The 24,102-nt window shown below is 59.0% G+C and carries 16 protein-coding genes; 3 read left to right on the top strand and 13 right to left on the bottom strand.

Translation table 11 applies throughout. The features are described from left to right. Window positions 1-64: 64 nt before the first annotated feature. Window positions 65-2,272 carry a TonB-dependent receptor gene (locus ACTWLJ_RS25640; RefSeq protein WP_445178988.1) on the bottom strand — a complete coding sequence of 736 codons (2,208 nt, stop codon included), beginning with the start codon at window positions 2,270-2,272 and terminating at the stop codon, window positions 65-67. A 390-nt stretch (window positions 2,273-2,662) separates the two neighbouring features. Between ACTWLJ_RS25640 and ACTWLJ_RS25635 the strand changes: the two genes are divergently transcribed. Next, complete coding sequence (locus tag ACTWLJ_RS25635; RefSeq protein ID WP_445178987.1) at window positions 2,663-3,754, top strand: DUF1615 domain-containing protein; 1,092 nt, start codon at window positions 2,663-2,665, stop codon at window positions 3,752-3,754. Between the two features lie 8 nt (window positions 3,755-3,762). Here ACTWLJ_RS25635 and ACTWLJ_RS25630 read toward each other — a convergent pair whose 3' ends face one another. The 11 genes from ACTWLJ_RS25630 to ACTWLJ_RS25580 form a co-directional block, all read right to left on the bottom strand. Continuing rightward, window positions 3,763-4,452, bottom strand: a complete 690-nt coding sequence (locus ACTWLJ_RS25630) for an anti-sigma factor (RefSeq protein ID WP_445178986.1) — start codon at window positions 4,450-4,452, stop codon at window positions 3,763-3,765. After that, window positions 4,449-4,985, bottom strand: a complete 537-nt coding sequence (locus tag ACTWLJ_RS25625; protein ID WP_445178985.1) for a sigma-70 family RNA polymerase sigma factor — start codon at window positions 4,983-4,985, stop codon at window positions 4,449-4,451. The genes ACTWLJ_RS25630 and ACTWLJ_RS25625 overlap by 4 nt, the downstream gene beginning before the upstream one ends. Before the next feature lie 160 nt (window positions 4,986-5,145). Further along, window positions 5,146-5,667, bottom strand: a complete 522-nt coding sequence (locus ACTWLJ_RS25620) for a DUF3455 domain-containing protein (RefSeq protein WP_445178984.1) — start codon at window positions 5,665-5,667, stop codon at window positions 5,146-5,148. A gap of 157 nt (window positions 5,668-5,824) precedes the next feature. Then, complete coding sequence (locus tag ACTWLJ_RS25615; RefSeq protein WP_445178983.1) at window positions 5,825-7,471, bottom strand: ABC transporter ATP-binding protein; 1,647 nt, start codon at window positions 7,469-7,471, stop codon at window positions 5,825-5,827. Between the two features lies 1 nt (window position 7,472). Beyond that, on the bottom strand, window positions 7,473-8,495 hold the full coding sequence (locus tag ACTWLJ_RS25610; RefSeq protein WP_401210684.1) for an ABC transporter permease: 1,023 nt from the start codon (window positions 8,493-8,495) through the stop codon (window positions 7,473-7,475). After that, on the bottom strand, window positions 8,495-9,559 hold the full coding sequence (locus tag ACTWLJ_RS25605; RefSeq protein WP_445178982.1) for a microcin C ABC transporter permease YejB: 1,065 nt from the start codon (window positions 9,557-9,559) through the stop codon (window positions 8,495-8,497). The genes ACTWLJ_RS25610 and ACTWLJ_RS25605 overlap by 1 nt, the downstream gene beginning before the upstream one ends. Window position 9,560: 1 nt before the next feature. After that, window positions 9,561-11,426 carry an extracellular solute-binding protein gene (locus ACTWLJ_RS25600; protein WP_445178981.1) on the bottom strand — a complete coding sequence of 622 codons (1,866 nt, stop codon included), beginning with the start codon at window positions 11,424-11,426 and terminating at the stop codon, window positions 9,561-9,563. Between the two features lie 220 nt (window positions 11,427-11,646). Beyond that, on the bottom strand, window positions 11,647-14,358 hold the full coding sequence (locus ACTWLJ_RS25595; protein WP_445178980.1) for a TonB-dependent receptor: 2,712 nt from the start codon (window positions 14,356-14,358) through the stop codon (window positions 11,647-11,649). Between the two features lie 208 nt (window positions 14,359-14,566). After that, complete coding sequence (locus tag ACTWLJ_RS25590) at window positions 14,567-14,968, bottom strand: ExbD/TolR family protein (RefSeq protein WP_401210693.1); 402 nt, start codon at window positions 14,966-14,968, stop codon at window positions 14,567-14,569. Further along, window positions 14,968-15,654: a MotA/TolQ/ExbB proton channel family protein gene (locus tag ACTWLJ_RS25585; RefSeq protein WP_401210716.1), complete on the bottom strand. Its 687-nt coding sequence runs from the start codon at window positions 15,652-15,654 to the stop codon at window positions 14,968-14,970. Before ACTWLJ_RS25585 ends, ACTWLJ_RS25590 begins: the two co-directional genes overlap by 1 nt. A gap of 67 nt (window positions 15,655-15,721) precedes the next feature. Continuing rightward, window positions 15,722-16,540, bottom strand: coding sequence for an energy transducer TonB (locus ACTWLJ_RS25580; RefSeq protein ID WP_445178979.1), 819 nt, complete (start codon window positions 16,538-16,540; stop codon window positions 15,722-15,724). A 1,190-nt stretch (window positions 16,541-17,730) separates the two neighbouring features. On the opposite strand from ACTWLJ_RS25580, the gene ACTWLJ_RS25575 reads away from it, so the two are divergent. Then, window positions 17,731-18,354 (top strand): glutathione S-transferase N-terminal domain-containing protein, encoded by a 624-nt coding sequence (locus tag ACTWLJ_RS25575; RefSeq protein ID WP_445178978.1) that lies wholly within the window; start codon window positions 17,731-17,733, stop codon window positions 18,352-18,354. A gap of 131 nt (window positions 18,355-18,485) precedes the next feature. Here ACTWLJ_RS25575 and ACTWLJ_RS25570 read toward each other — a convergent pair whose 3' ends face one another. Continuing rightward, the gene (locus tag ACTWLJ_RS25570; RefSeq protein WP_445178977.1) at window positions 18,486-18,926 is read right to left on the bottom strand and encodes a CBS domain-containing protein; all 441 of its coding nucleotides are present in this window, start codon (window positions 18,924-18,926) and stop codon (window positions 18,486-18,488) included. 212 nt (window positions 18,927-19,138) lie between these two features. On the opposite strand from ACTWLJ_RS25570, the gene ACTWLJ_RS25565 reads away from it, so the two are divergent. After that, entirely contained in the window at window positions 19,139-24,052 is a 4,914-nt protein-coding gene (locus ACTWLJ_RS25565; RefSeq protein ID WP_445178976.1) for an NEL-type E3 ubiquitin ligase domain-containing protein, read from the top strand. Window positions 24,053-24,102 lie beyond the last annotated feature (50 nt).

The following is a 24,102-nucleotide window of genomic DNA, read 5'->3' as shown; positions in this document are numbered from 1 at the left end:
CGGAAAAAAGGCCCCGCAGCGATGAAGCTGTGGGGCCTTTTTTGTTTTGGCTGGGCTTTTGTGTTTAGAAGTCGATGGTGCCCGACAACTTCGCCACACGCGGTTCACCCTGGGTCAGATAACCACCCTGAGCCGATTCCCAATACTTCTTGTTCGCCAGGTTTTCCACGCCCAGACGCAGGGTCACGTCTTTCTCCGAGACCTTGAAGGCATAACGCGCACCGGCATCAAAGCGGTTCCAGGTCGGCAGGCTGAGGTTGTTCGCCGCGTCGGCGTATTGGCCGCCGGTACGCAGCATCCGCGCATTCAGCGCTACGCCTTGCAGGCCGGGTACGTCCCAATCTGCACCAGCGTTAAACTGGAAGGTCGGTACGCCGATGGCGCGATTGCCGTCGTTGGCGCCGTTCTGGGTGTTCTTCAGTTCGGTGTCCATCAAGGTCAGGCCGCTGATCAGGCGCAGGCCGCTGATCGGCTCGCCGAACACGTTCATTTCCACGCCTTTGTTGATCTGCTCGCCTTCACGCACGTAGGTGCAGGTGGTGGCGCTGTCGATTTCACAGTAACCGTCGCTCGGCTGTTCGATGCGGTAAACACCCAGGCTGGCGCCGTAAGTGCCCATGTCGACTTTCACCCCGACCTCGGTCTGCTTGGAGCGGGCGGGTGCGTAGACTTCGTTGCCGTTGGTCACGCGGAAGCCGCCGGTGCTGGTCGGAGAAGTCGGACCCTGCGCCAGTCCTTCGATGTGGTTGGCGTAGACCGACACATGCTCCCACGGCTTGAACACGACGCCATAGACCGGCGTGGTGATCGATTCGTCATAGCTCGACTTGCGGCTGCCGCTGCCATAACTGGCGTAGTTGTAGCCTTGCACCACCAGTTGCTGACGACGCAGGCCGGCGGTGATCAGCAGGCGATCATCGAAGAAACCGAGGGTGTCGGAAAGTGCAAGGCTACGGTTGAAAGTCTTGCCGGTGATGCCCGGATCGCTGAGGTCGCCACCGGAGAAGTTGCCGTTCGGCGCCGGAGTTTCTACCGGGTGATAGATGTTGTTGGCGTATTTGGTCAGGTCAAAATCGTAGGCGCTGCGCTGCTCGGTCCAGATACCGGTCAGGCCGAAGTTGAGCTTGTGGCTGACCGCGCCGGTATTGAACTTGCCGTTGAGGCCGGCCATGACGCTGGTGTTGTCTTCGTCGTGGGGAATGAACGAGCCGGTGGTGAACGATGCACCGTTATTGCCGACCAGCGTGGTGGAGTTGTAGTTACCGACTTCGCGGGTATGTTTGGCGCCGCCAGCGGCGTAGGCCGTCCAGTTTTCGTTCAGGTCGTACTCGGCGCGCATCATGCCGAAGGTGTCTTCGATATCGGTGTAGCCCCACTTCGGCGCGTAGTTGGTGTCAGCCGATGGCGCGTCTGGAATGTGCGTGGCGGTGCCGAGGTTGACCGAGTTGCGGCCACCGTTGACGCGTTCTTTCTGGTAGGCGAAGTCGCCGGAAATGCGCAGTGCGTCGCCGCGATAATCGAGGCCGATGGCGAACAGTTTCGAACGCTGGTTTTCGTGATCGATGCCAGTGTCGCCTTCGCGCTGGGACAAGTTGAGCCGTGCGCCGAAGCGGTTGTCTTCACCGAAACGCTGGCCGAGGTCGAGGTGCTGACCGATGCGACCTTCGCTGTTGATGTCGGTGGTGTAGCGGCGTAGCGGCACGTCGCCAGCGCGTTTTGGCTGCAGGTTGACGCCGCCGCCGATGCCGGAACCGGTCGGGGTCACGCCGTTGATGAAGGCGTTCGGGCCTTTGAACACTTCCACGCGCTCCAGAGCGTCGGTGGAAATGATCTGTCGTGGCAGCACGCCGTACAGACCGTTATAGGAAATGTCGTCGCCAGTCAGCGGCAGGCCGCGGATCATGAAGATCTGCGCCTGATTGGAGAAACCGGAAGCCTGACGCACTGACGAATCATTGAGCAGCACGTCGGCGACGTTTTCGGCTTGTTGATCCTGAATCAGTTGTTCGGTGTAGGAGGCCGCGCTGAACGGCACGTCCATCATGTCCTGATTGCCCAGCACGCCCAACTGGCCGCCGCGTGCAACCTGCCCACCCGCGTAAGCCGGAGGCAGGGCGTCTGGTGCTGGTGCCTGGGCGTTGATGTTGACGTTATCCAGCACCAACTCTTTGCCATCGTTTTCGGTGGCGGCGTGAGCGGTGACGGTCAGAGAGCACAGCAGGGCGAGAAGCGTCGGGCGGAAAGGGACGCCGAGTCGAACTGGAGCGGGCATGTGTGGTTCCTGGAGGCGCGCGGCCAATGGAAAAATTAAGGGCGGCGCGGGAACTCCTTGCGCAAATGCGACTCCAGGTGCAAATGATAGGTTTTCTCAGTAACGTTTTGCAATCAGTTTGTCATCACTGCTGAAAGCGGGCTGACCCAAAACTGAGGCACTTAACCCTGTGGCGAGGGAGCTTGCTCCCGCTGGGCTGCGAAGCGGCCCCAAAATCGGCGATGGCATTTCTTCAGAAAAAAACCGGTATCCGGATTTACGACGGCTGCGCCGCCGAGCGGGAGCAAGCTCCCTCGCCACAGGGGAACGGCTCCACTCATGAGCAGTCCTAGCCTGCGCCATGCCTTTGATCGTATGGTGAACCCGGCACAACGGACTTGATGGAGCACCATGCACACCCCACGATTACTGATCAGCCTCGCCGCACTGCTGGTGTTGGCCGGTTGCGCCGGCCAGCGCAGCAACGAACCAGCGCCGCGTGCGCCCGCCGAAGTAAAGGCTGAAATAGTGCGGCTGATGCCGGCGAAAGCCGCCGACCGCCAAGGCTGGGCCACGGATATCTATGCCGCGTTCGCCGCGCAGAAAATCAGCCCGACCACGCAAAACCTCTGCGCAGTGCTGGCCGTTACCGAGCAGGAATCGACCTTCCAGGTCGATCCAACCGTGCCTGGCCTCGGCAAGATCGCTCGCGACGAAATCGACCGTCGTGCCGGTAAAGTACACATCCCCAGCCTGTTGGTCAGTGGCGCGCTGGCCGTGCGTTCGCCCACCGGCAAAACCTACAGCGAACGCCTGAGTGCAGCGCGTAGCGAGAAAGAGCTGAGTGCGATTTTCGATGATTTCATCGGCATGGTGCCGATGGGGCGTACTTTGTTCGGTGGCTTCAACCCGGTCCATACCGGCGGGCCGATGCAGGTCAGCATCGAGTTTGCCGAGAAGCACGCCAAGGACTATCCGTACCCGGTCAAAGATACGATTCGCCACGAAGTGTTCAGCCGTCGCGGCGGCATGTATTTCGGCATCGCGCATTTGCTCGGTTACCCGGTGAATTATCGTGAGCCGTTGTACCGTTTCGCCGATTTCAACGCCGGTTGGTACGCCAGCCGCAACGCCGCGTTCCAGAACGCCGTCAGCCGCGCCTCGGGCATTCCATTGGCGCTGGACGGCGACGTGATCCGTTATGACTCGATCATGCCCGGCAGTACGGAGCTGGCGGTGCGCACCCTCGGTAAATCATTGGGCATGCGCAACCCGACCATTCGCGATCAACTGGAGAAGGGCAACACCCTGGAGTTCGAAGAGACCAAGCTTTATCAGCGGGTGTTCGAATTGGCGGAGAAAGCCGAGGGCAAAACATTACCGCGCGCCGTGCTGCCGGGGATCGTCCTGCAGAGCCCGAAAATTACTCGCAAACTGACCACGGCTTGGTTCGCCAAGCGAGTCGATGAGCGATACAAACGCTGCATGGCCAAGGGCACTTGATCTTCACGTCACAACACCTTCACCGCCCGGCCGAACGCCTGAATCGGCCCGGTCGGTTTGCCAATCGGCGAGCCGTTGGCACCTTCCAGCGTCAGCTCAAACAACTGGTTCGGTTGCAGCGGCGGTAGCTTGTCCAGCGGGACCGACAGCGCCTGCCCCGGCTTGACCAGCCCCAGCGACACTGGCCCTTGCCAGCCATCCGCCTTGGTCCAGAATTCCAGCGCCTTGTCCGCCGGCACTTCGACCACACCCAGAGGAATCAGCTGAATCTCCCGCGCATTACTGGCTTGAATCACCCAGCCCGGGGCCTTGTCTTGCGGCGCGACGAGCACCACCAGATAGCTCGGTTTTGGCGTGGTTTGTGTCAGCAGGATTGAGCCCAGCAGCAAGGTTGCCGCCAGACCCGCAGCACTCAGCCCGCGCCACAATGGCAGCAGATTCCACCAGGAAATTTTTGCCGGAGCGCTGAGTCGACCGAGGCTGCGTTCGATGCGTTGCCAAAGTTGTGCAGAAGGCTCAACCGGGGCAGCCAGATCGGTCAGTTCCAGCAAACGCCGCTCCCAGGCATCCACCGCTGCACGCAGTTGCGGATCGTTCGGCAGTCTTCGTTGCACCTCGGCGCGTTGCCCGGCCGCGAGGGTACCAAGCACATATTCGCTGGCCAGTTCATCGCGTTCCTGTGCCGATTCGAGCGTCATCCCATGCACTCCCGCAACGCATTGAGGCTGCGTTTGATCCAGGCTTTGACGGTGCCCAGCGGCGTGTCGAGGCGAGTGGCGATTTGCGCGTGACTGTAACCGTCGACATAGGCGTGGAGAATGCACAGCCGACGCTGCGGCTCCAGTTGCCCAAGACAATGGTGGATACGTGCCGAATGCGCCTGCGCGTCGAAGCCGTCATTGTCGTGCCAATGCACTTGATGATCCTCTTCGAGCGGCGTTTCGCGGCCATGATTGCGCAGCAGGTTCAACGCCAGATGGCGGGTCACGCTGAACATCCAGCCACGCGCCGAACCGCGTGCCGGGTCAAACCCTGCCGCACCGTTCCAGATCTTGATAAATGCGTCATGAACAACGTCCTCCGCCAGCGCCGTGTCACGCACCAGCCGCTTGGCCACACCGAGCAGGCGCGGGCCTTCCTGCACGTACAAACGGTGCAGGGCCGCACGCTCGCCGCGAGCGCAGGCGGCGAGGTGGGCTTCGTAATCGAACAGGGTTTCGGGTAAGGACATGCTCTGCAATCTAGCTCACATTCACAAAACCACACAGTTCTCCCCCTGTAGGAGTGAGCCTGCTCGCGATGGCAGCGTGTCAGTCAATGTTTACTTCACTGACACGCCGCCATCGCGAGCAGGCTCACTCCTACAAGGGATTTTTATTGATCCCGAGAAGTCAGTTCGCGGCCCAGAAAATGTAATCCGCCTGATACTTCACCACTTCCTGCTTGCCCTTGTTCGCCGCCGTGCATTCACTGCCCGGCGCCACGCCGCCCTTGAGCGCAACGCGCTGGATATAACTCACACCGCTCATCGCGCCTTTACCTTCGGCAGGATTGGCCTTGACCAGTTGATACGGCAGATTGCCCGGGCTCGACGGCGCGACAGCCAGTTGCGTGCCGGTGATTTTCGAACCGTCCTTGGCCTGCCAGGTGGCCGGCGGGCCGAAGTAGGTGCCAACCTGTTTGCCGCTGCGATCATTGAGCACCGCTTTCGGTCCGACGAAAATCCACTCGGTTTGCCCGGCAGCATTGGGTTTGTCGCGGCACTCATAAGTGATCTCGCCGACCCCGGTGGTTTCCATCGCGACCTTGTGGCCGTCCGGCACTTTGATGCTGTCGGGCAGACCGCTTTGCGCGAAGGCGGTCGAGGTGGCGGCAAGCAAACCGGTGAGGCAAATCAGCTGGGTGATGTTCATCAGTTGTGTTCTCCAAGAAGGGTCAATCGCTGGCAGCCGAGAGGGGGCTGTTACAGGGACTACCCGTGAAGGAGGCTTTTGGATGCAGTGGCAGAAAAATATTTTTCAGTCACCACCATTCCCCTGTAGGAGTGAGCCTGCTCGCGATGGCGTACTGTCAGCCAACAGAGATGGTGACTGATCCGCCGCCATCGCGAGCAGGCTCACTCCTACAAGGTGCTATGTCGGGCTTGAGGCTGGAGGCTTTCAGCAGTTCCTGGGTGTAGGGGTGCTGTGGCGCCGCAAAGATCTCCCGCGACGAGCCCTGTTCCACCACTTTGCCATCCTTGATCACCATCAAGTCGTGCGCCAGCGCATGCACCACCGCCAGATCATGGCTGATGAACAGATACGTCAGCCCATGCTTGATCTGCAATTGCCGCAACAACTCCACCACCTGTTTCTGTACCGTGCGATCCAGTGCCGAAGTCGGTTCATCCAGCAGAATCAGCGCCGGTTCCAGCACCAATGCGCGGGCAATGGAGATGCGCTGGCGCTGGCCACCGGAAAATTCGTGGGGATAACGATGGCGACTCTGCGGATCAAGCCCGACTTCCTCCAGAACCCGAATCACCGCCGCCTCGCGCTCAGCCTCGGTGCCGATGCCGTGGGTCAGCAAGCCTTCGGCGATGATTTGCTGCACCGACATCCGTGGGCTGAGGCTGCCGAACGGGTCCTGAAACACCACCTGAATCTGCCGGCGCAATGGCCGCATCAAACGCTGGCTGAGCAGGCTCAATTGCTTGTTTCCGAAGCGGATGCTGCCCTCGGATTCCACCAGCCGCAGAATCGCCTGACCCAGCGTCGATTTGCCCGAGCCGGACTCACCGACAATCCCCAGCGTCTTGCCGCGTTGCAGGCTGAAACTGACGCCATCGACCGCTTTGATGTACTCCTGCTGACGACTGAACATCGCCTTGGGCAACGGAAACCAGACCTTCAGATCATCGACTTCCAGCAGGTTGTGATCGTACAGACTCGGTACCGGCGCGCCGCTCGGTTCGGCCTCGATCAGCAAGCGGCTGTAAGGGTGTTGCGGTGCGCGAAACAGCGTTTCGCAATCTGCTTGTTCGACGATCTCGCCGTGGCGCATCACGCACACGCGCTGGGCGATTCTGCGCACCAGATTGAGGTCGTGGCTGATCAGCAACAGTGACATGCCGAGGCGTTGCTGCAACTCGATCAACAGTTCGAGAATCTTCTGCTGCACTGTCACGTCCAGCGCTGTGGTCGGCTCATCGGCGATCAATAGTTCCGGCTCATTGGCCAGCGCCATCGCGATCATTACCCGCTGCCGCTGGCCACCGGAGAGTTGGTGTGGATAGGCTTTCAGTCGCTGCAACGGTTGGCGAATGCCCACCAGCTCCAGCAGTTCCAACGTGCGCTCACGGGCGACGCGGCCCTTCAAACCCTTGTGGATTTCCAGCACTTCGCTGACCTGTTTTTCCACGGTGTGCAGCGGATTGAGTGAGGTCATCGGCTCCTGGAAAATCATTGCGATGCGGTTGCCGCGCAAGCCACGCATCTGCTGTTCACTGGCATGCAGCAAGTCCACGCCGTTGTAACGAATGCTGCCACTGCTGCTTACGGTTTTACCCGGCAGCAGACGCAGGATCGAATGCGCCGTCACCGACTTGCCCGAGCCCGATTCACCGACCAGCGCCAGGCACTCGCCACGGCGGATATCGAGGTTCAAGCCATGCACCACTGGCTGCCCGGCGAAGGCCACGCGCAGGTCGCGAATTTCAATCAGGTTGTCGTTCATTTCAGCTCCGGGGATCGAATGCATCACGGCAAGCCTCACCGATGAAAACCAACAAAGACAGAATCAGCGCCAAGGCAAAAAACGCTGTCAGCCCGAGCCACGGCGCTTGCAGATTGCGCTTGGCCTGGCCGATCAGTTCGCCCAGTGACGCGGTGCCGGCGGGCATGCCAAAACCGAGAAAATCCAGCGCAGTGAGGGTGGCAATCGCGCCGGTCAGAATGAATGGCAGGTAGGTGAGGGTGGAGGTCATGGCGTTGGGCAGGATGTGCCGGCACATCAGCTCGTTATCGGTCAGGCCCAGCGCCCGCGCCGCTTTGACGTATTCCAGATTGCGCCCACGCAGGAACTCGGCACGCACCACATCGACCAGCGCCAGCCAGGAAAACAGCGCCATGATCCCCAGCAACCACCAGAAACTCGGCGAAACGAAACCGGACAAAATGATCAGCAGGTACAACACCGGTAACCCTGACCAGATCTCCAGCACCCGCTGCCCGAGCAGATCGACCCAGCCGCCGTAGTAACCCTGCAACGCTCCGGCGACGATGCCGACCAGCGCGCTGATGCCGGTGAGGATCAAGGCAAACAGAATCGAAATCCGCGTGCCGAAAATCACTCGCGCCAACACATCCCGCGCCTGATCGTCGGTGCCCAGCCAGTTGCTGGTCGAGGGCGGACTTGGCGCCGGTTCGGTGAGGTCGTAATTGACCGTGTCGTAACTGAACGGGATCGGCGGAAACAGCATCCAGCCGCCCTGGCCTTCGATCAGCTTGTGTACGTAATCACTGGCGTAATCCGGCTGAAACGGCAGTTCGCCGCCGAAATCGGTTTCCAGATAATCGCTGAGAATCGGGAAATAAAAGGCGTCGTGGTAGCGGATCACCAGCGGCTTGTCGTTGGCGATCAGCTCGCCGCCGAGGCAGATCAGGCACAGCCCGATGAACAGCCACAGCGACCAGCGCCCGCGCCGATTGGCCTTGAATTGCGCGATGCGCCGCTGGCCCAGAGGGGAAAGAGTGAACATCAGGCAGTCCTCGCCGAGAAGTCGATGCGCGGGTCGAGCAGGGTGTAGCAGAGGTCGCCGATCAGCTTGATCAGCAGGCCGAACAGGGTGAACAGAAACAGCGCGCCGAACACCACCGGATAGTCCCGCGACACCGCCGCTTCGTAGCTCATGCGCCCGAGGCCATCGAGGTTGAAGATGGTTTCGATCAACAACGAACCGGCAAAAAACACTTCGATCAGCGCCGACGGCACGCCCGCCACCACCAACAGCATGGCGTTGCGAAACACATGGCCGTAGAGCACGCGGCGCTCGGTCAGACCCTTGGCCCGGGCGGTGATTACGTACTGGCGGCTGATCTCGTTGAGGAAGCTGTTTTTGGTGAGGATCGTCAGCGTGGCGAAACCGCCGATCACCAGCGCCGTCACCGGCAACACCAGATGCCAGAGATAGTCACCGATCTTGCCCAATGTGCTGAGGCTGTCGAAGTTATCCGAGACCAGACCCTGTACCGGGAACCAGTTGACGTAGCTGCCACCGGCAAACACCACGATCAGCAGAATCGCGAACAGAAATGCGGGCATCGCGTAACCGATGATGATCGCCGTGCTGCTCCAGACATCGAAGGCACTGCCATTCTTGATCGCCTTGCGAATGCCCAGCGGAATCGAGATCAGGTAAGTGATCAGCGTCGCCCATAACCCGAGCGACAGCGACACCGGCAGCTTCTGCACGATCAGGTCAGTGACCTTGGCGCCGCGAAAGAAACTGCTGCCCAGATCCAGCTGCGCGTAGTTTTTCAGCATCAGCCACAGGCGTTCGTGCATCGGTTTGTCGAAGCCGTAGTGGTGTTTGATTTCCTCGATCAGCGCCGGGTCCAGACCTCGGCTGCTTCGCCCGGCACCGCCAATCGCCGCGACTTCGCCGCCACCGCCCATGCCGTGGTTGCCGAAGCCTTGCAGACGGGCGATGGCTTGCTCCACCGGGCCACCCGGTGCGGCCTGCACGATGAGGAAATTGACCACCAGAATGCACAACAACGTCGGGATGATCAGCAACAGACGGCGACTCAGATAGCGCAGCATGTCACTGGCCCCCCGCGAGTTGGGCGTTCATCTGTTGGCGGGTCAGCGGCTTGGCCGACACCTCCCACCAGGTTTCCAGCCCTTCGTTGTACAGCGGCTGGTGCGCGGGCATGCCGAAACGGTTTTGATACACCGTCGGCGTGCCCTTGGAGTAGTAGTTGGGAATCATGTAGTAACCCCATTGCAGCACCCGGTCGAGGGCGCGGGCGTAATGCACCATGGCGTCGCGGGTGTTGGCCTGCACCAGACCGTCGATCAATTGGTCCACCGCCGGATTGGCCAGCACCATCGAATTCGAACTGCCGATCTGCGTGGCACTTTGCGAGGCGTAGAGGCTGTACAACTCACGCCCTGGCGAGACGATCGGATCGCCGCTGCGCGGGAAACTGGTGACGATCATGTCGTAGTCCCGGGCGTTGAGACGGTTGACGTATTGCGCCGAATCGATCCGCCGCAGATTGAGGGTGATGCCGATCTGCGCGAGGGTGCGTTTGAACGGCAGCAACATGCGGTCGAAACCACCCTGACCGTCGAGGAAAGTGAACTCCAGTTGTTCGCCGTCAGCGTTGACCAGCCGATTGTTTTGCGGCGTCCAGCCCGCCTCGGCGAGCAGCTTCAGCGCTTGCAGTTGCTTGTCGCGGATGTAGCCGCTGCCATCGGTTTTCGGTGCCTGATAGACCTCGGTAAACACCTCGTCCGGGATCTGTCCGCGCAGGGGTTCGAGGATCTTCAATTCTTCGGCGTCGGGCAGGGCGGTGGCGGCCATTTCGCTCTTCGGCCAGTAGCTGTTCTGGCGCACATAGAAGCCGCGCATCATCTGCTTGTTGGTCCACTCGAAATCCCACAACAGGCTGATCGCCTGACGTACGCGACGATCCTTGAACGCCGGGTTTTGCAGGTTGAACACAAAACCCTGGGCCGCCGTCGGTTTTTCCGGGGCCAGAATCGATTGCTGCAAACGCCCGTCGCGCAGTGCCGGGCTGTCGTAGCCGACCACGTAACCGGACGAAGAAAACTCGCGGTTGTAGTCGAACGCGGCGGCTTGCAGCAGTTGCCTCGCGACGTCGGTGTCGCCGTAGAAATTCACGGTCAGGCTGTCGAAGTTGTACAGGCCGCGACTGACCGGCAGGTCTTTGCCCCACCAATCCGGATCACGCGCAAAACTGATGCTGCGTCCGGCATCGACTTTGCTCACCCGATACGGGCCGCTGCCCAGCGGTGGTTCGAAACCGCCGCCGTTGGCGAAGTCGCGGGTCTGCCACCAATGTTCGGGCACCACGCGCATCGTAGCCAGATCCAGCGCCAGCGTGCGGTTGAGGTTGTTCTTGAAGGTGAAACGCACCTGACGCGGGCCTTCGATCAGCACGTCCTGCACGTCGGCGTATTGCTGCCGATAACTCAGGCTGCCCTTGGTCATCAGCAGATTGAAGGTGTAGCGCACGTCTTCGGCGGTGATGGCTGTGCCGTCGGCGAAGCGTGCCTTGGGATTGAGCGTGAAGCGCACCCACAGACCTTGGGGATCGCGTTCCATTTTCTCGGCGACCAGTCCGTAGACGGTGTAGGGCTCGTCGAGCGAGCGAAACGCCAGCGGCGAATACACCCAGTCGTTGACTTGCACCACTGAGATGCCTTGGTCGGCATAGGGCGTGATGTAGTTGTACTGGCCAATCTCCATCGACGCCCGACTGAGCGAACCGCCCTTGGGCGCGTCGGGATTGACGAAGTCGAAATGCTGGAAACCCGCCGGGTACTTCGGCGCCTCGCCGTACACCGTCATCGCATAACTGCCGACGGCCAGCGCCGGTGCCACATTGCACAGCAGCGCGCCGCCAAGCAGCAGGGCGGCCATGTTGCGCATGAAAGTCATGAAGTCACTCCTGAGGCCCTGAAAGATCACGGTTCAACCTGTCGGAGTGAGCCTGTGTGGCGAGGGGATTTATCCCCGTTGGGGCGCGAAGCTCCCCAAAACCTGCAACCGCGAATTACCAGACAGACCGCGATCAATGGTTTACGACTGCTGCGCAGCCGGACGGGGATAAATCCCCTCGCCACAAGACTCATTCCTACAGTGATTACGGTGTTGCGGGTTAGAAGTGATACGTCATGCGCGCAAACAACGTACGGCCCAGCGGGTCGGTGTAGCGTGGGTCATAACCGCTCTGGAAGTTGTAAGCCTGGTTGGTGAACGGCGGGTTGCGGTCGAACATGTTTTTCATCCCCGCATCCACATCCAGCACCTTGTCGAAGGTGTACCCGGCCGACAGATCCCACACCGAATACGATGCCACCGTCGCGTGCGTGTCGCGGTCGTAATCGTTGTAACCGGTGGTGAACCGGTTGGTCAGTGCCGCCCGTGCCGCACCGAAGGTCCAGCTGCCGGTGAGGTTGTGTTTCCAGCGGGAAATCACCCCGTCACCCTCGAAGTCGCCAACCTTGTCGGTGAACGGGCCCTTGATGGTGCTCTGGAAGTCATAGCTGTCGACATAAGTGCCTTGCAGCCCCAGACCGAACTGACCGTAAGGCGTATTCGGGAAGCGATAGTCGAGCGATACGTCGACACCGTTGGTCTCGACGATGCCGAGGTTGGCGTTGCCGGTGACGATGTAGTTGAGCGTGCCATCGGCATTGCGCACGAAGCGATCCTGATAGCTGCCTGACTGATCAAACACAGTGGATTCCGGGAACGGCTGGATCTGGTTGGAGATGTGAATCCACCAGAAATCCAGACCGACCGACAGGCTGCTGATCGGCTGATAAACAAAGCCCAGCGTCACGTTACGTGCCTTCTCCGGAGCGAGGTTTTCGTTGCCGCCAATCTGATTGAGGAACTGCTGACCGCAATCGCGCCCGCCGTTGCCGCCCGGTTGCACCACGCCGCCGGTACACAGCACCGGATCGTTGTAGTAGCCCTGGGTGTAAGTGATGCTGCGCGGCGAATACAACTCATACAGCGACGGCGCACGGAAGCCTTCGCTGTACGCGCCACGCACCACCAGCTCTTTTAGTGGCTGATAACGGAACGAGTATTTCGGGTTGGTGGTGCTGCCGAAGTCACTGTATTTGTCGTGACGTACGGCGGCTGACAGTTCGAGGCTGTCGAGCACCGGCACGTTGATTTCGGCGTACGCGGCTTTCACGCTGCGATCACCCTCGACGCTGCCGGCCGGGTCGATGCCGAGGCTCTGGATGTCGCCGGCAAACTGTTCGAAGTCCTGATGGAATTTCTCTTTGCGGTACTCGCCGCCCAGCGCCAGACCGGATGGGCCGGCACCGAACCAGTCACCGATCTCGCGGCTGATCCGCCCGTCGAATCCGGCGACCCGGCCGACAGCGGTGGAATAGGCGCCGTGATACGCAGCGTCATCAATGTACTGCTGACCGGCCGCAGATTGCGGGCCGAACGGGTTGAGCAAACCGCTGGCCAGACCATTGATCATCGCCTGATCGCTGACATAACCGCTGGTGACGCTGGAGACGATTTTGTTCTGGTTGTACGAGGCGCCGACGTTGTAATCCCAGCCGCCGACCAGACCGTCGAAGCTCAACAGAAAGCGCTGGCTGGTGTTCTGGTCTTTCGATTCACGCGGGCCGGCAGCGGTTTCGCGCCAGTTCACATCCACCGGTTGCGTCGGGTCGAGGGCAAACCCGGTTGGCCCCGGGGTGATGCCGTTGCCAGGGTAGTAGGGCGAAGAAGAATCGAGGCTCAGACCGGTCAACGGCGCGGGACCGACGGCGGTGGCGTTGTTGTTGCGCGACCAGAAGTATTCGAGGTTGACGTTGTGATCGTCGGCCAGTTTGCCGGTGGTCTTGCCGAAAAACGAGGTCTTCTCGGTCTGCGGAATCAGGTCGATGTATTCGCGGGTGCTGAAGCGACACAAGCCATCGCGGGCAACCAGGTTCGGCCCGTTGCAATTGCTGTTGGCCAATGGGTTGGTGGCGTTGCCGTTCTGGCTGTAGTTGCCGGGGAACGCGGTGCCGGAAGTCTGATCGAGGCCGCGACCGGGCTCGTAATCGCGGGCGAAGGAGCGGTCGTTGGCGTCGAGGTTTTGCTGCTTGTTGTAGTTGAACACGCCAAGCACGTTAAAGCGGTCCTGCTCCAGATCGCCGTAGCCCCAACTGGCGCTCATGTCCTTGGTCGCGCCGCCACCGGCGTTGGTCGGGGTTTCGCCGCCGAGGGTGAGCTGGCCGTCGGTCATGGATTTCTTGGTGATGAAGTTGATCACACCGCCGATGGCGTCGGTGCCGTACAGGGCCGATGCGCCGTCGCGCAGCACTTCCACGCGCTCGATGGCGGCAAACGGGATCATGTTCAGATCCACTGCGCCACCGGCCGAGTTGGTCCCCGACAACGCGTTGTTCGCCAGGCGTCGGCCGTTGAGCAACACCAGCGTCTTGTTCGCGCCGATGCCGCGCATGTCGGCGAACGACGCGCCGCCCGTGGCCGAGCCGACCGAGCCGGCGCTGTTGTTGATCGATTGGCTGCCGGTGATGCGCTGCACCAGTTCGGCGGTAGTGGTCACGCCCTGTTTGCGTAGCTCATCGGCCTTGAGAATGGTGATCGGCACAGCGGTTTCCGCATCGACCCGGCGAATCGCCGAACCCGTCACTTCCACCCGTTGCAGTTGCGTGGTCGGTGCCACGACTGCCGCCGCAGCGGGGACGGCAACGTTGTCGTCCTCGGCCGCTTGCACAGTCCCGGCGCCCATCCCCATGGCCACCAGATACAACGGAACAAAACGGTGACGAGAAATCGTCGCCACCAAAGGTTTGAGCGTAAAGCGTGGAGTGTTCATCAGCATGGTTGTTTCCGACTTTGTTAGACGTTATCGAAATGGCCTTGTGAGCCCTGATTGCGCAGGTCACGGTGGTGCCGCGCCGCGAAAAACCACTTTCTTCAAGCAAGCCGATCCCCTCCGAAGACGCAGGGCGTTTTTCGGTCGGCTGATTGCGACGGGATTCGATAAACGGTGTCAGGCGTGATTGTTCAGCGCGCGCCCGACACCGCACTCAGTGGGTGGTCATCACCGAAATCTTGCTGATGCCCGAGCGTTCGATAGAGGCCATGGCTTTGGCCACCTGGCCGTAATTGACGGCGGAGTCGGCCTGCAATTGCACGCGCACTTCGGCGTCTTTGGCCTTTACCTCCTTGAGGCTGGCCTCCAGTGACTCAGGGGCCACTTCGGTTTTGGCCAGATAAAACTTGCCGTCCTGATCGACGCTGACCACCACCGGGTCTTTCTTTTCGGCGGGAGCAACGGCGTCGGTTTTCGGCAAGTTCACTTTGATCGCGTTGGTCATCAACGGCGCGGTGACGATGAACACCACCAGCAGCACGAGCATCACGTCTACCAGCGGCGTGACGTTCATTTCGCTGAGCACTTCATCGCTGTCTTGAGTGGAGAACGACATCAGCTGGCCTCCCGCACGGCGGCCGTGGTTTTGCTGGCGATGGCCTGACGGCTGACGGAAAACGCGCTGCGTGAGGCGAGGGCGTCGAAGTCGTGGGCGAAGTCATCCATGTCCGCCGAGGCGAGTTTCAGGCGACGCAGGAAGAAGTTGTAGATCAGCACTGCCGGCACGGCGACGGCGATACCGACGCCAGTAGCGATCAGCGCGTGACCGATAGGGCCAGCGACCGCTTCAAGGCTGGCAGAACCGGTTTCGCCGATGCTTTTCAGCGCTTCCATGATTCCCCAAACGGTGCCGAACAAACCAATGAACGGCGCGGTGCTGCCGATACTGGCGAGGATCGCCTGACCGTTTTCCAGCGAACGGCGTTCCTTCTGGATCTGTTGGCGCAGGTTGCGTTCCAGGCGATCCGAACGGTTGATGGTGTGCGCCAGTTGCTGGGTGGTGCGCGGCGACTCTTCTACTTGCAACGCCTCGAAACCACTGCTGGCGATCCGCGCCAATGAGCCCGGATATTGGCTGGCGTGTTCGGCAGCGGTGAGCAGATCCGGCGCACCCCAGAAGGCTTTGCTGAACTGTTTGTTCTGGGATTTCTGACGCAGGTATTGCGCCGACTTGACCAGCAGGATCGCCCAGCTGAGCACGGAAAACAGCACCAGGCCCCAGAGCACGCCGGGGACAATCATCGAAGACAAATCGTTCATGGTGACACCTCGCTTGCGTTATTCGGTTGTGCGTTGATTGAGCGTTCGGTTATTGCGGCAATTTGAAATCGATGGTCTGGGTGGCGAAGCCATCAATCGGCGTGTCCCCGCGCTTGGCCGGAATAAACTTCCAGTTCTTCACGGCGGCGACGGCGGCATCATCCAGTTGCGGTTTACCGCTGGACTTGGTCACTGTCACCGAACCGGCGCGACCGTTGGCCAGCACCTGAATGCGCAGCACCACGCTGCCTTCCCAGTTGCGCCGCAGCGCCAGTGACGGGTATTCGGGCGGCGGGTTGCCGAGGCTGGCGAGGCCGGAAATCGCCGCCGACTCTTTCACCGGGCCGGGGGCGGCGGCAGGTGCCGGTGGCGCACTCGGTGTGGCCGGCGCAGCAGGCGCTGCCGGTTGCGCGGGGGCGACCGGGGCTTTCGGCGGCTCGACTTTCTTCACCGGTTTTGGTTTCTCGACCGGTTTCGGTTTTTCGATGGGCTTGGGTTTCTCCACCGGTTTCGGTGGCGGCTTGACCGCGTCCTCGTCCTCCACCGGTTGCTCGGGTTCGGGCGGTGGCGGAGGAGGTGGCGGTGGCTCCGGAGTCGGCGGTGCCGGTGGCGTCGGGCTGGTCAGCTCGACGGTCATTTCCGGAATCTGCGGCGGCGTCGGCAGTGGCTCGGTCCTGGACTGCTGGAGAAACCACCAGGCCCCACCGTGTATCAACGCCGATACCGCGACCAGCAACACCATCTGTTGCTTGTTCAAACCACCGGGTTGCGAGGTATTGGCTTTAAACGCCAGCCGGCCTGAAGCCGGCGGGAGCGGCGCTTCCCGTAACGGCCCGGGCAGGCTTCTGTGTTTTACCGCATCGTTCATTAAAGCTCCCTCGGGTTGATGAAGGGCAATAAGGTGCCGTCCGAACATTTGCGTAATGTTCGAGTGGGTTGATTCAACTTTCTTCAGGGTGTGCGCGTGCCGATAGTTGAACTATCTGGTTAACAAGGCTCGCGTACAGTTACTGACTTAGTGGTATCGACTTCGTTTGTTCATTACCCATTCCCTGGCTGTTGTTCGATTGCTCTACGGGTTGCGGTTGTATCAAGTAGTCATATTCCATTTAGCAACCGCTGTGCCAGATATGGCACGAATGTATCGTTGGTATTTCATTGCTGTTACCTGTGTCGCATTTATATAAGTTTTATCCGCTGGCTGGTTTTTCACTGGCGCGATGTTCTCCGTTAGCCCGGTTCATGGGGCTTTTTCAGGGGCGAGTCAGGTCTAGCGCTGTATCCCGTTTATCTGCGGAATAGAGCGACTGCGCTCGCGTCGGCCAGGGCATTTGATGGTGCGTGGCGGACTGATTTGGTGCGGGTCAATGTTTTAGCGGGTCACAGGCGATATTCCTTGTTCTTGTGTAAATGAAATCAGTGTTTTGTCTTGGTGTTAGTTAGTGTCGATGGAACACTTTTGGTGCAAGAGCAAAATCGCTGAAGTAATTGTTCGACAATCTTGCTGTTGCACTATTTAAAAAATAAATAACACTGCGTCGGCGCGATGGTTGTCGCCGAACTCAATGTGGGTTGTCGGGTTCAGGTAATAAAGTTGAGGCGAAGAGTGCCGTGGCGGTTCCAGTGATGAACCCGGCATTGAACAGATAGAGGCAAGTGGGCAGTGATGCGGCAGAGCGATTGAAGATTCACGCGGTGAACTCCTTGTTGCCAGCTCGGACACTCGAACTTTTGGTTCGGTGTCGCACCTTACAAGAACGCGGATAGCGTTCGATGATTGCTCTTGGTGCGGGATGGGCACCGCAAGCGCTGTTTTGCGAGGTTATGAATTCGCAAGTCGCAAGTGCATGGGAAAAGCGTGCCAAAAACGATACATAGACAGGAAAAGATGTTTTTGTGGCTAGGGAGCTTGCTCCCGCCGGGCTGCGCAGCAGCTCCAAATCCTGCAAATGCACTACAACTGATACACGGCAGTGAGTTGTTTGCGGTCGCTTCGCAACCGAGCGGGAGCAAGCTCCCTCGCCACAGGGTATGGGTTATCAATAGAAGGGGGGAGTCATGTACCAGCTCTACGGACATCGCAATTCCGGCGCAGCCGCCATCGAAGCGGCACTGGAGCTGTGCCAGATCGCTTATCGCTTCATCGATATCGAAGCCAGCGCTGAAGCTGCCGAGGCGTTGGCGACGCTCAATCCGCTAAAACAGATCCCGACCCTGCAATTGCCCGACGGCAGCGTGATTACCGAGAGCGCAGCGATCCTGATTCACCTCGGGCTGACGTTTCCAGCATCCGGTCTGCTGCCGATTGACGCGGCAGATCGCGATCAGGCCATTCGAGGCCTCGCGTACATCGTCAGTAATTGCTACGCGGCCATCGGCGTCATCGATTATCCCGAGCGCTGGCTGCTGATGCCGGACGAGGCTTCGCGGCAGAACCTGATGGCTGGCGCCCGTGAGCGATTGCACTGGAGTTGGGAGGTGTTCGCCGATCAGTTCTCGGCCGAGTTGTACCTGGACGACGAAACCCCGGGCGCGCTGGATGTGCTGGCGGCGGTGGTGACGCGCTGGGGCGGCAGCCGCGAACATCTGCGCCAGACCCGGCCCGGGTTTTACGCATGGTTGCAGCGCATCGACCGCCACCCGGTGCTGGCCCCGGTCTTCGCCCGGCATTGGCCAGCCTGAACACACCACAAAACCAAATGTGGGAGCGGGCTTGCCCGCGAAAGCGGTGTATCAGCGACAACAATGCTGAATGACACAACGCCTTCGCGGGCAAGCCCGCTCCCACAGGGTTTGATGGTGATCCCGAAATATCACTCGCCGCGGATGTACTGCTCGAGCTGTTTGATCAGCTCGGCCTGTTCGGCAATCGCCTCTTTGACCAGGTCGCCAATCGACAACAGGCCGATCAGTTTGCCGTTTTCAACCACTGGCAAGTGGCGCAGACGTCGGTCAGACATGATGCCCAGGCAGGTGTCGACTGTCTGGTGGGTGTCCACGGTGATCACGTCCTTGACCATTATGTCGCGCACCGGCGTGCCCACCGAAGAACGTCCATGCAGCACCAGTTTGCGCGCGTAATCGCGTTCGCTGACGATGCCGACCACCTTATCGTCTTCCACCACCAGCAAAGCGCCGACGTTTTTCTCGGCCATCTTCATCAGTGCTTCGAGCACCATGTGATCGGGTTTGATCTGGTGCACTTCCTGATTTTTCTGATCTTTGAGCTTGAGCAGTTGGGCGACGGTTTTCATGGCGGTTACTCAGGTGTTGTCGTTGTTATCCAAGCATCGTAGACCCTGACGCGCAGGGCAAGGTGGCAAAGCGGCAGATAGCACGCAAAAAACGTCATTTATCGGTTTTTTATCTTCGGCAAAGGCGCATGTCTTGAAATAACTTCCTGGAAACCGAGTTCGATGATCATGGGTAGACTCGAACAAATATTTTCATGGAAGAAAAGTTGTTTATGACCGAAGTCGTTAAATTTATACCCGCTCCCTTGAATCGCATTACGTCGTTCAAGTTCATTTCCGAGTCTGTTCCAGACTGGTTGCTGAATACCACCGAAGCTCATCGCGATGCCATACGGCAGTCTGCCGGATTTGAACTTGCCTGGTTTCACGGAACGTCGAGCGCGCAACGTTCTGAAGTGAAAAAGCTCATAGCGGCGAGTTGGAGTTCCCGCCAGACAGCGGACAAGGTTTTTGCTCGACTCACGGAGGTCGAAGCGTTCGCAGCGTCACTGTTGAGTGACGCCCTGCAGAAACGCTATGGCGTTATCACTGATGTCCGTAAAACCTGTTTGCGACTGTACCTGTCGAAGGGCTTGACGGGTGGGTTTGAAGTGCGGACCTTATCGCTGCTTGAGGCGTGTTTACAGAATTTCGAATTGAAAGAAACTCGCACGGGTTACTTCGACACGGCGAGCGACTTTATTACCCGTCCCGGTACATCCGGGCAATTCGAGATTGTGCCAATCCTTTCGAGGGTCTCGGTCCAGGCCTTTACACGGCTATGCCGGGAGCTGGACGTTGGCGCTCGGTATCAAACGTATCTCGACGGCTTTTTCGATCTTGCCAATCCTGTGGCCAGGAGCAGCCTGGAGCAAATAATCCTGGCTCGCGCAAAGAACGACATGAGCGTTGCCTGCAAACTTGCGTTGATGAAGAACGATATCGCTGCGGACACTCACAGTCTGTTAATGAGGCTGGTCAAGGGCGATCGCCAGTTGGTCTGGGGCAAGAAGCTTGTCCACGGCCAGACGATGACAATGATGGGCATCAAGTTGAGCGGCATAGTGATGTTCTCTGCCGACCTTGAGAGCAGCAGTTCGAGCATCCCTGTAATCGTCTATGTCCCTCACGATCCCGATCACCCGTTAAAGCAATATGCATCTTCTGCTCAATTCGTCGCCAAACTGACTGAGCAATTGCGTTCGCAACAGTATCAGCGTTTTTTCAGCCGGTTTGTGCCATATCAGCATCAGGGGCGGTTCTTTTTTCAACTCAATAATCGCCTTTCAAAGTTGCAATGGCATGCGCCGGCGCCTTACCTGCAACTGCCTGCGTGGGGGCCTGAACCGGTGCCTCTTCCTGATCTGAGGGTGGACAATGCACGTATAAAGGGTTCGTTTTGGGCACATGAGTTTCAGCGCGAATTGAACGCCTTGTTCGCAGACGCCCGAACGCGAGCGGTGCCTACCGACGATGAAGATGCCAAGTCTCGCTGGGCGCGCTGGGACAGTTTCCAGACGATCGCCCTTGCGGTGTTGGAAGTGGCTGTTTTTGTGGCTGCGCCTTTCGTGCCCCTCTTGGGCGAAATGCTGCTGGCCTATACCGCCTATCAACTGTTGGATGAAACATTTGAAGGCATTGTCGAATGGGCAGAGGGACAACGTGTCGAGGCCGCCGAGCATTTGATCGGGGTCGTTGAAAATCTTGTCCAGTTGGGAGTATTTGTGGCGGGAGGCCAGGTGGCTGGGGCCTTGCTGCCTCTCAAGTCTTCGCCACTGATCGAGCGAATGAAAGTCGTCGACATGGGTGATGGCCGGTCGCGGTTATGGGATACGGACCTTGAACGCTATGCCCAGTCGCTGCCCTTGAGTCAGTCGGTTCGGCCCAACTACGCAGGCATTTATCAGCATGCGACTCAGGAGGTCTTACCGCTGGAGGGCAAACATTTTGTCGTACGTGCTGAGCCAGGAACCGATACTTACCGTATCCAGCATCCAGACCGTGCCGATGCCTACGCACCGCGACTGACTCACAACGGTTCCGGTGCCTGGGTGCATGAGGCCGAAAGTCCTCAGGCATGGCAAGGAAGTCGATTGATGCGCCGACTCGGACATCAGGTCGAGGTTTTTTCCGATCAGGTCCTGGAGCAGATCCGGATCGTCAGCGGTATTGATGAAGGCGTTCTGCGCAAGCTGCATGTTGAACATGAACAGCCGTCTGGGGTGCTTGCAGCGACCATCAAGCGATTTCGCGCCGACCAGAGCGTTGAGACGTTCATCGAGAAGATCAGTAGTCCGGATCGGACGGTTTACGGTAAGGCAGATGTCCAAGTGCAACTGGAACTGCTGACGAGGCACCAGAAGTGGCCGAAGCACCTCGCGGTGCAATGGCTGGATGTTCAAGGCAGCGTGCTTTGGCAAACTTCGCCAGTGCCGAGCACAACACGTATCAGCCTGAGGGTAACGCCCGGCGTCGACACTGATCTGGCGGCCAGGTTGCTGACGCAACTGCAAGAACGGGATATCAAGTCGCTGCTGGATGAAGAGTTTGGTATTGGCATAATTGCCCAGGATGTCCGCGCTGGCAGGCTTCGCATGCTGATTGCCACCGCAGCTCGCGAGCAAAGAATGGCATTGGTGGATGCACGCTTCAAACTTGAATCCCTGCCGACCTCTTCTGATGCCTCGCGGATAGCTGACTTGCTGCGCCACGAGTTTTCGCAACTGCCCGATGACTGTGTCAATGAGCTGCTGGTTGATATTTCACCGGAGCAAGCACGCTGGGCGATTGAGCAGAAGCACTTGCCTATGCAACTGAAACAGGCTGCGCGCATGGCAATGCAGGAGTGGCGGATAGTCCGGGCGTATGAAGGGTTGTACTTGCCGGCGAACGCCACTATCGATACCCGGCGATTGGCGTTACACAGCCTGCAGCGCCTGCAAGGCTGGTCGCCCGAGGTATTCATGGAGATTCGCAGTCAGGGGTTTAACGGTCTGGTGGTAGACAGCATCGGATCGCAGCAGGCTTCCATTCGAAAAGTACTGGTGCGCACCGTGCAAGACAAGTTCCAGGTCTACGATGCCGACGGCAGTGAGTTGGAGGGGGGCCGCGATTTCTATGACGCTGTGCTACAAGCGCTGCCCGACGCGGAGCGCCGACGTCTTGACTTGAACATCGGTCAGGGTGATCTGTTGCAGCGTAAGCTCCAGCAATCGCCAATCACCCGGGCAGAACTGCAAAGTCTGTTGGGAGACATGACCATTCGAACGTCAATCGAACTTCCGGTGGTTCAAGGATACGCGTTGATCAATGAGCGGTTGCTCGGTGCGGGCGGGGAGTTGGGTCTGGAGGACCGATTCAAAACGCTGTATCCGCAAACAACAGAAGATGCCTTTGCCGAGTTTTTGCGCCGTTGCGGTACACAATCCCGGGCGCGGCAACTTTTGAGCGAACGAGAGCAGACGTTCAACGTCATGGAGACGGCGCTGGACGCCTGGGTAGCCGAGGAACGAGGTGCACTGCTACCGATGGATCAGCGATTTCACAAGGGGCGATTTGCCAAGGCGCTCAAGCAATGCTGGCAAGCGTCAGAATTGCCTCGCGCGGATGGTCACACGCTGGACCTGGATTATCACTGGACAAGCGATTTCCTGGAATATCTGCCGACGTTGGACGTCGACTTTTCCCACGTCAGCGCATTGCAGTTCCGACATGTGGAGCTGCGCAGTGATATCAGCGATTTTCTACGCCTCTTTCCTCAATTGAAAACACTGGATTTGAGTGAAAACGCTCTGGTAGCCCTGCCACGGTTGAACGGTAGTCTACGCACACTGGAAACATTGAACCTGACCAACAATCAACTGCAACTGACTGCCGAAAGTGTCGCTGAGCTGCGCAATCTGCATCGCTTGCAGTCTTTGCGTCTGGGAGGGAATCCATCACTGGAACAACTGCCGAATTTCAGCGAAATGGCACAGTTACAGGTGTTGGATCTGCATGACACCGGGATCACTGAATGGCCAGAAGGCTTGTTCGTTCCAGAACGACCGCGAACATTCGAGTTGGATTTGCAAGGCAATCCGATCGAACAGGTTCCACAGGTAATCCCCGGTTCGGATCAGGCGCGCCTGATTGCCCGAGCCCGCCTGAGTCGTGACCGGTTATCTGATCAAGGCCGCGAGCGATTTAACAACTACATGCGTTCGGTGGGTTATGACCCCGCCCGCAGTTATCCGCCCAAGGGCGAACTGACTAGCGCCCATTGGCTCGAGGGTGTGATAGGCGAGGGGCGTCAACGCAGGCAAACGATGTGGGATGAACTTGAACGGGAACCCGACTCCCAGGGTTTCTTCGAGGTGCTCGAACAACTCGCCGAATCGGCTGATTACACCGAAGATGCCAGCCGGTCCGGGCTCACGGACCGTGTCTGGCGAATGCTTGATGCCTCGTCGCAAAACACGGTACTGCGCGAAGAACTGTTTCGCATGGCAAGCAATCCGGATTCCTGTGCAGACGCCGGGGCGCAGATTTTTAATGAGATGGGGGTCAAGGTACTGGTTCACGAAGCCCATATGGCCGACAGTTTCGAGCAAGTTGAAGCCAGCCTGATCCGGCTGGCAAAAGGCAAGTCGCGTCTGGACCAGGTCAATGAAGTTGCCCGCGCCCACGTTCAAAGCCAATTGCAGGCTGGTGAAACGTTTATAGCGGTGGATGATGACGGCGACATCACCGGCACCATCGATGAAGTGGAAGTTTACCTGGCGTTTCAGACCGGGTTGGCGGATCGGCTTGAGTTGCCCTGGCAGTCGCGAGGAATGTTGTTTCGCGAAATGGCTGAAGTCAGTGAGGCGCAGATTGAGCAGGCGTATCAATCGGTTTTGTCTCTTGAGACGGGTGATGGGCTGATCAGGCAAATGATCGAACAGCCATTCTGGCGCAGGTTTTTGAAAGGGCGGCATGCGAAGGCATTCGAGGAAAACTCCGCGGTGTACAGCGTGAAGTCGGAAGCTTTGCTCAACCGATATCTGTCCGGCAGCATTTCGCAGCGAGATTACGAGCGTGAACTTGTCGGGCTGGCCGAGGGGCGCAAGGCTTTGTTGAGTACATTGACACAGGACGTTTCGGCGAAAGTATTGATGCCTAAATGAAAAAACCGGTCCGTTGTTTCCAACGGGCCGGTTTCCTCACCCTTGCAAAG

This window comes from Pseudomonas sp. McL0111, from assembly GCF_052567255.1.
This window is presented reverse-complemented; position numbering and strand designations above follow the sequence as displayed.